Source organism: Nitrospira sp. (genome assembly GCA_030653545.1).
Classification (GTDB): Bacteria; Nitrospirota; Nitrospiria; order Nitrospirales; family Nitrospiraceae; genus Nitrospira_D.
Map to the genome: position 1 here is coordinate 21774 of JAURZE010000020.1, position 7250 is coordinate 29023.

Consider the following 7250-nt stretch of genomic DNA (forward strand, 5'->3'; position numbering starts at 1 on the left):
TTCTTCTTGCGCAGCTTATTCGGATGCATACTTCTTATGCATCTCGTGTGGCTCTTTACCCCAGGCCAGGCGCGCGCCGATGACTTTCTCCCGCGGACCAATGCGAAGGCCAAGGAGGCGGAGCAGGTCTTTCGTGCGTTACTGTTGGCCATCGGGGACAATCGGACTCCTCCGGATTTTCGCATCGTCCGTGGAAAATCTTCGTCGTTCGACATTGCGTTATATGTGCCCAAAAGCCATCGGGTGATGATCGAGGAGGAATTCTACGATCTTGCGCACAGTTTGCCCGGTTCTGCCGCACCGCAGGCCTTGGCGCTTATTCTTGGACATGAACTGGCGCATTTCTACCGTAATCATCCATGGGCGATCGAGTTCGGGAAGGCCTTTGCCGAACGCCAACGTGAACCCACTGAGTCTCCAGGCATGGTTGCCGGACAGGTATCGGCGGATGTTGCTGAACGGCGTCGGATCGAGGCGGATGCCGACTACTTTGGCGGGTTTTACAGTTTCTTAGCGGGATACCAACCGCTCTCGGTGGCCGGGGAGGTCTTCGACGTGATCTACCGGCATTACAACTTCGATAAGACTCTCCCGGCCTACGAGCAGCTTCAATACCGGAAGGCAGCCGCCCAGGAGGCCGGGTTGAGATTGCAACGCCTGCTGCCGTTGTTTGAAGCCGGGGTGCATCTGACGCTGGTGCGGGATTACCACAATGCCGCCCGCGTGTTTGAACGGATAGGAGCCGACTTCCCGGGCCCGGAGATGTGGAACAATGCGGCGGTTGCGCTGAGTAATGAATCGTTTCGATGGGCAACGGAATCCGGGCCGGCGTTTGTGTATCCGCTCGAGCTGGATCCGGACACGCGGCTGGCTGCAAGGGGAGGGAGGGGAGGGGCGTCCGCGGCGGCTGAGGAACGACGAGCGGAGTTGCTGCTGCAGGCGAAGCGCCACCTCGAGCAGGCTATTCGAATCTCGCCATCTTATACGACGGCCATTCTCAATCTGGCCTGCGTACTGGATCTCTCAGGCGATCCCAAGCATGCCTTGGAAAAATCGAGGGAAGTACTGGCGATGCCGAGCCATGGCGGAAGCGACCCTGTCCGGAGGCAGGCCCATCTGATCGCGGGGATTGCGGCGGCACATCTTGGCAACCGGGAAGGGGCTCGTCAGGCATTTCTGGCAGCCCGTGCCCTTGGAAGTTTGCACGCGGAAGAAAATTTGGCGGCATTATCGGCTCCCGAAGGTGGTTCGGTTCACGTCTCTCCTCCAGAAAAGGCGCGCAAACGTCTGCAGCCTGAAGCGGTTGGAGGGGTGAACGTGGCGGATGTTCGACTCGCGGATCTATTGGCTGATGCTTCCAGCAAAGTTCTTGGCCGGTGGGAGGCTGACGACGAACAGCCGGAGCTTAGAATTGTCGCGGCTATGAAGGGAGCGGTGCAGGCGACTCTCGTCTTGCGAGGACAGGCCCAGAAACGATCCGCGCTTATTTTTCTCACTGCGCCACCGGATGCATTGGGGCGCACCGGCCGTGGGCTGATGGTCGGGCAGTCGGTGCAGCAGGTGGAAGAACGCTACGGGAGCCCTGTTGCGGTGGTGCCGACTCAGCAGGGAACGTTTCAGGTGTATGAGGATAGGTATCGTGAAATGCCCGTGGGGCTTCTGGTACGTATTGACGGGAAGCAGGTGGTGCGTGATTGGGTCGTCTACCGAATCGAGGAGTAGGAGCGGGTGGTCCACGATGTGGCCACCCGCCCAGGACGCAAGCCGGGTCTAGAAACGGGCAACCACTTGGAAGGTCGGTCCCCAGGTGACGTCGTTGTTCGCCGCCGGAGAATTGTTAATGTTGATGATTTGTGCACGGAATCCCATCTGAATGGCAGATGCGATTTGGCCGGCTCCGGTCTTCAAGGTCGGACCATCAAGCGAAAGGCCCATCTCGCCCGAATACCCGGTGACCGCGTTGGCCGTCACGCGTTTTTGCCCGCTTGCGTCCGAATGCTCGTCATAGAATCCCAAGGCCAGGTTGCCATATGCTTTGACCGGACCGGCTACAGTTCCAGATCCGAACACCCCGACGATGGGGCCGCTGATCCACACCGACTCTCTGGTTGGGACAGTCAAGGACAGTGATTGGCCGCTGAATCGTTGCTGCATATGGTAGTAGCCTGCGAAGACTCCGAATCCACGCCAGATTGAGAGCGCTGCCGAGACCGAATAGTCTCGACGAGTGGCGGAGGTATGGTCAGTTGCCCCGCCCGAGAGTCCTGGGGCATTGTTGCCGAACGAGCTAAAATCAAATCCTCCTGCCTGCAACCAGGTGAAATTCACTGACAACCGGTTGAAGAGCTCGTCATCCCGAAGCTTGAATGATCCGGTCACGCTTGGCCCCATGAGTGCCGTCGTATCCGATGTTCGAGATGCGCTGATTCCTCGTGCAAATCCGGCGGTCTGCCACTTGGCGACCCAGAATTTCATGCCGGCATCGAGGGAAAAGCGGTCACCGAAGATGCTTTTGTTTGCGGGAACCGGTTCTTCGGCTGCCCAGAGATCAATCGATGGCAGCACGGTCGCCATGACCACGATGAAAATGCCCGTCGCGAACCGAACTCGTGTGCCCTGAATACTCATGCGAAACCTCCTTGGATCGTTGGGGGTCTTGGTGTTTACTCACAGTGGTCGCGCGTTCGGGGGCTAGAAGCCTCCCACGAAAGGCGCGCGTTCGACTTTCTTCGGTTTGTCTTCGGGCTCGGAAGCCGGGGACTTGGACGGCGCCTCTTTCGCCAGGCGTTCAGCCTCGCGCCGACGCGATTGCTCCTGTGCCAGTGCCCGGCGCGTTTCGGTTTCTCGCTGGCGCTGTTCGGTCAACGCGAGCTCCAATGCTTCCCGCTGGCGTTTCTCATCCGCCAGCTTGCGTTTAGCCTCCTCCTCAGACTGGCGAAGCCCTTCTGCCGCTCGTAGCCTGGCGGTTTGTTCCGCGGATTCGCCGCTTTTCCTGGCATCGGCAGCCTGACGTTCGGCCTCGAGTCGCTGCCGGTGCTCGGTCTCCAGCTGCCGCTTCACATCGGCCTCATCGCGGCGCTGTTTCTCCAACTGGCGTTCGAGGTCTTGGAGATGTGCCCGCTCCTTTTCCAGTTTTTCCTGAGCTTCTATCTCGATCCTCCGCCGGTCTTCTGCGAGCCGGTCAAGCTCCTTTCGTAATTCGTCCTGGGCTTTATCCCTCTGTTGCCTGGCCTGCTCTTCGACTTTGCGGCTTTGGTCCTCGAAGCCACGAGCGGTGGAGGCGAGCTGGAGAATGAATTGCCCCCCTTCGTCGTTGGCCCCTTGCAGCGGTTGGCTGCGCGGCATCTGCTCCGCATTTCTGGCCACCAGTGGGATGACATGATCTGCGATACTGCTGGGCACGAGGTATGGAGCGTCGTTCTCTTTGAGAAATTTAAGCAGGTGGTAGGCGAAGACGCTGTGTCCGTCTTTCCCTTGATCGGCGACCGGCTCGGTGCTTCCGGAAGTGAGTCCCCACCGTGAACGTTTGGCATACAGCTTGGCGTAATATTTGTCGGTAACCGCGGGGAGCATTGCCCGGGTTTGAGCAAAGAGATTTCCGCTGAAGCAGGAGTCCGCCACAATGTACACATGTCGAGCCCGCATGGCGGCAAGATAATTTCTGATCGCTGCGTCGAGAATCCACGTGCCCGGCTCATCCAGGACACCATCGTACGGCACCCACCACGCCAGCTGGTTATCTTCGCTGTTTTGCCCGTGGCCGGCGTAGTAGATCAGCACGCTGTCGGAGGGGGCCGCTTCGCGGGCGAGCCGGATAAAGGCGCCCTCAATACGGCTTCGCGTGGCTTCGGCGTTTAGCAAGAGTTTGACATGGTCCGGCTTGAAGCCATATCGCTCGACCAGGACGTTGCGGATTCCCGTTGCATCAGCGACGGCGGTCTTGAGTTTAGGCGGGCCTTGGTATTCATTGATTCCGACAATGAGAGCCCAATACTCGCCTTGGATCTGAACTTCTCCAGGAACGGATTTCACGGCCGGGCTGGCCCCTCGTTTACGGATGGGGTTTTCCGCGGCTAAGAGCAAGGAGGGGGGCAGAGAAATGTGGGTGAAGAGCCAAAGCGTCAGGACGAGGACGGAAAATCTCATACAATTCACGATGGCTGAGTGAGGGCGTCTGGAAACGACGGCGAAAGTATATAACAGGGCAGAATTGGCATGCAATCAAGGGCCTCTGAGTGGCGGTAGGGGGACAAGTTGAAGCATGGCGAAGTTCTCGAGCGGTCATGAGCGTGCTGCACCCAATAGAAGTTATCTGATCCAGGGCAGGTGGTGTCTCATTAGGATCCGACGTGGTGTCTTTGAATGGAAAAAGCATAGGCAATTGTCTTAGGATAGTTAAAGGTAGGGAGGAAATCGTGGATCACGACGCTGAGATGACAATTGCTGGAGAGGATCTCATCCATAAGTTACATGAGCGCCCGCAAATTCCGTTGACGGAATGGCTGCGCGTGCCGGCGCATGTGCACTACAAGGCGTTTCGGATGGCCGATCCTCCGACGCAGCGCCCGGCGAGCCGGGAAGAGTTTCGCCGTCTGGTTGAATCATTTCAGATGGCGCCGAACCATACGGTGTTGCGGGAGACGTTCGGCTACGCGGTGAAGGTCGAGGCCAACGGGGATCGCTTGATCGTCGTGTGGCAGGCGCATACGGAATATTACAGCTATCAATTGTGGCATTTGCCTGGAACGCCAGGCAGTCAGCTGACGTTCGGACCGTTGACCTTTCCCGACTATCGGTTTTCGATTACCCCGCTGGGGACCGAGGTCTGCCGGTTGGATATTGTGCTGAGGGCCGATGCGATTCCCTCGCGTGATGAGTTACATCAGATTCTGCCGGGCCCGGTGGCCTATGGCAGCCGGATTTTCGACGACGAGACGACGGTGGTGACCAGTTTTACGCCCGATGAACATCGGCGGGAGCGGTACCTGGTGAGTGTCGGGTCCACACGCATTGATGTGTCGCACATCAAGAATATCGTGGACGCCGTGGTGAGGATCGAGACGTACTATCACTTGCTGCTTATGCAGAAACCGCTGTTTTCAGCCGCGATCGATTCGGTCTACAAGTTCGAGCAAGTCCATCTCAAGCAGCGGGAAATCATCACCGGGCATATCAGTCATGCTGACGCGCTGGCGTTGCAGCGGTGGCTGAACAGTTTGACGCAAGATCTGTTGAAGACCAATCGGCTGGCCGGGAAGCTCCATTTTGAATTGTCGGCGGCGGTGCCGTACGACAAGATCGTGCATGCCACTCTCGCGTCCATGGTCGAGCGGCCCTATGCTCCGCATCGGCCGCTGTCCGATTACATCCTGAGCGGTGTGACCGGCGTGGCGGACGGGTATCAGCAGTTGTTAAAGCGGATCGAGACGTTGAGTAGCGGGTTTGAGGGGATGATTGCCATCATCCGAACCCGTGTCGATTTGATGCTGGAATCTCAGAATCTGGCGTTGTTGATGAGTGTCGACAAGACGACGAAGAGCCAGGCAATCCTGCAGCATACCGTTGAAGGGCTGTCGGTGATTGTGATCGCGTACTATCTCAGCGGGCTTGCCGGATATATGTTCAAGGGCCTCCATGAACTGGGGTGGATGCATAACCCGAACGTAGCCTCTGCCGTGTTTGTCCCGGTTGCCGTCGGCCTCGCGTTTCTCATCACCACGCTGAGTCGGAAATATCTTCATAAGAAGCTGCAGGCTGAAAAGCCTCACGCCTAATCAGTCTGGCAGGAGCTCATCGCGACGGGGTGTGCGTGCGGCTGACTGCGCGGCGTTACCCGGTTCTCAGCGCCGGTCTGCCATTGACTCTCCCCCTGAGGCCCTGTAGGGTGTAGATGACGTAGCGAGCCTCGTCGACTGTCCCATCTCTCGCGCCTCCTTTCCTGCAATGTTCCTGCGCGTCTGATTCTCCGGTCTCCGCCGCTTTTACGCCGGTACTTCCGTCTCTACTGACCGAATGCGGTCGCGCATTGCGCCCGTCGTCTGTTTCCTGCAGATGCCGGGGTTGACTATCCACATACCAAGGGGGACCCGATGAACCAGGAACAGTTCGGACAGTTTTGGCTACAACTGAAGAAACCGCTCAAGACAACGTGGGGCAAGATCACAGACGAAGATCTCGTCGAGATCGCGGGCGATGTGGCGAAGTTCGGCACGGTGCTCCAGAAGCGGTATGGGGAAGTGCAGAAAGAAGAAGTCAGCACCTGGGCGAATCGCCGCTATTCGACATGGACCGGTAACTATATCGGTTACAAGGATCCTGAACCGAAGGCAGCAAGCTCCTAGGTCTCGTTGCCTCAAGAGTGAGTGGCTGTCTCAGTCGTATGAGTCCTATCAAGCGGGGGTGAGTATCATGAAAAAGATCGTGATCAATACGAGCTACGAAAACTTCTGTGTGAGCCATAAAGCATTTGTACGGTTGCGCGAATTGGGACAGGCGGAGGCCTTGGGAGAGTCCGATCCCGGGGTGTATTGGCCGAATGCAGCGGCCGTGCGCGAACCCAGTTTAAATCAGTGCGGGATGATGATTCCGCGGGATGATCAGCATCTCGTGCGGGTCGTCGAGGAGCTGGCATCCGAAGCGAACGGTCATTGCGCTGACCTCAAAGTGGTGTCCATCCCGGACGATGTGAAATGGGAAATTAACCTGGTGGACGGCACCGAACGGGTGAGCGAAGTCCATCGTACGTGGTGCTAGCGGTAGGGCATGCCAGTGTCTTCACGAGGACGCTGGTGTGCCGCTGTGCCGCATGTAGCAGATCCCGAACCCGGTGAATGAGCGGTCTTGCTAGGCGAGCCGCATCGAATGTGCGCAGGATTGGAAGCAGGGAAATGATGAAAGACGATCTTCGGAAACCGACGCTGGAGAAGAATGCGCCGGCAACTCATGCGCCTTCAGTCTCGAGCCCGCAAGAGTTGACCTGCACGGAAGGGCAAATCGAGGATCTCCTTGCTGAAGGAGAAACGACTGAGTCCGATATAGACACTGACGATGCCGACGAATCCACCGAGCGAATTCCGACGAGCGCTGCTGAACGGAAGTCCCCGCCCAGTTCTAGGGAAGGTCTGATTTATTCGCCTCGCCTGATGTGCTAAGAGAAATATCGCACTGAACTGGAGGCGCGTCCATGCAGCAAGCGACATTTGCCGAGGCCACGTTCGAGCCGTATCGCAAATCCACCCGCCGCGAGCGAT

At 57.9% G+C, this 7250-nt stretch carries 6 protein-coding genes; 4 read left to right on the plus strand and 2 right to left on the minus strand.

Annotation, left to right across the window (positions count from 1 at the left end; all coding sequences use genetic code 11):
• Positions 1 to 36 precede the first annotated feature (36 nt).
• Positions 37 to 1722, plus strand: a complete 1686-nt coding sequence (locus Q7U39_06675) for a hypothetical protein (GenBank protein ID MDO9117621.1) — start codon at positions 37 to 39, stop codon at positions 1720 to 1722.
• Positions 1723 to 1770: 48 nt separating this feature from the next.
• Here the strand turns inward: Q7U39_06675 and Q7U39_06680 are convergent, their stop codons facing one another.
• A complete protein-coding gene (locus tag Q7U39_06680) occupies positions 1771 to 2628 on the minus strand; it encodes a hypothetical protein (GenBank protein MDO9117622.1) in 858 nt (285 codons plus the stop codon).
• A gap of 63 nt (positions 2629 to 2691) precedes the next feature.
• Positions 2692 to 4146: a caspase family protein gene (locus Q7U39_06685; GenBank protein MDO9117623.1), complete on the minus strand. Its 1455-nt coding sequence runs from the start codon at positions 4144 to 4146 to the stop codon at positions 2692 to 2694.
• 269 nt (positions 4147 to 4415) lie between these two features.
• Here Q7U39_06685 and Q7U39_06690 point away from each other — a divergent pair, with 269 nt between their 5' ends.
• From Q7U39_06690 to Q7U39_06700, 3 genes are all read left to right on the plus strand, one after another.
• Positions 4416 to 5774, plus strand: coding sequence for a DUF3422 family protein (locus Q7U39_06690; protein ID MDO9117624.1), 1359 nt, complete (start codon positions 4416 to 4418; stop codon positions 5772 to 5774).
• A gap of 315 nt (positions 5775 to 6089) precedes the next feature.
• The gene (locus tag Q7U39_06695; protein ID MDO9117625.1) at positions 6090 to 6341 is read left to right on the plus strand and encodes a hypothetical protein; all 252 of its coding nucleotides are present in this window, start codon (positions 6090 to 6092) and stop codon (positions 6339 to 6341) included.
• Between the two features lie 67 nt (positions 6342 to 6408).
• On the plus strand, positions 6409 to 6753 hold the full coding sequence (locus Q7U39_06700; GenBank protein MDO9117626.1) for a hypothetical protein: 345 nt from the start codon (positions 6409 to 6411) through the stop codon (positions 6751 to 6753).
• The last annotated feature ends 497 nt before the right edge of the window (positions 6754 to 7250 follow it).

Bases quoted from the DNA above. Each gene is read 5' to 3' on its own strand.
- Q7U39_06685 (MDO9117623.1), bottom strand. From the start codon at position 4,146: ATGAGATTTTCCGTCCTCGTCCTGACGCTTTGGCTCTTCACCCACATT.
- Q7U39_06680 (MDO9117622.1), bottom strand. From the start codon at position 2,628: ATGAGTATTCAGGGCACACGAGTTCGGTTCGCGACGGGCATTTTCATC.
- Q7U39_06675 (MDO9117621.1), top strand. From the start codon at position 37: ATGCATCTCGTGTGGCTCTTTACCCCAGGCCAGGCGCGCGCCGATGAC.
- Q7U39_06700 (MDO9117626.1), top strand. From the start codon at position 6,409: ATGAAAAAGATCGTGATCAATACGAGCTACGAAAACTTCTGTGTGAGC.
- Q7U39_06695 (MDO9117625.1), top strand. From the start codon at position 6,090: ATGAACCAGGAACAGTTCGGACAGTTTTGGCTACAACTGAAGAAACCG.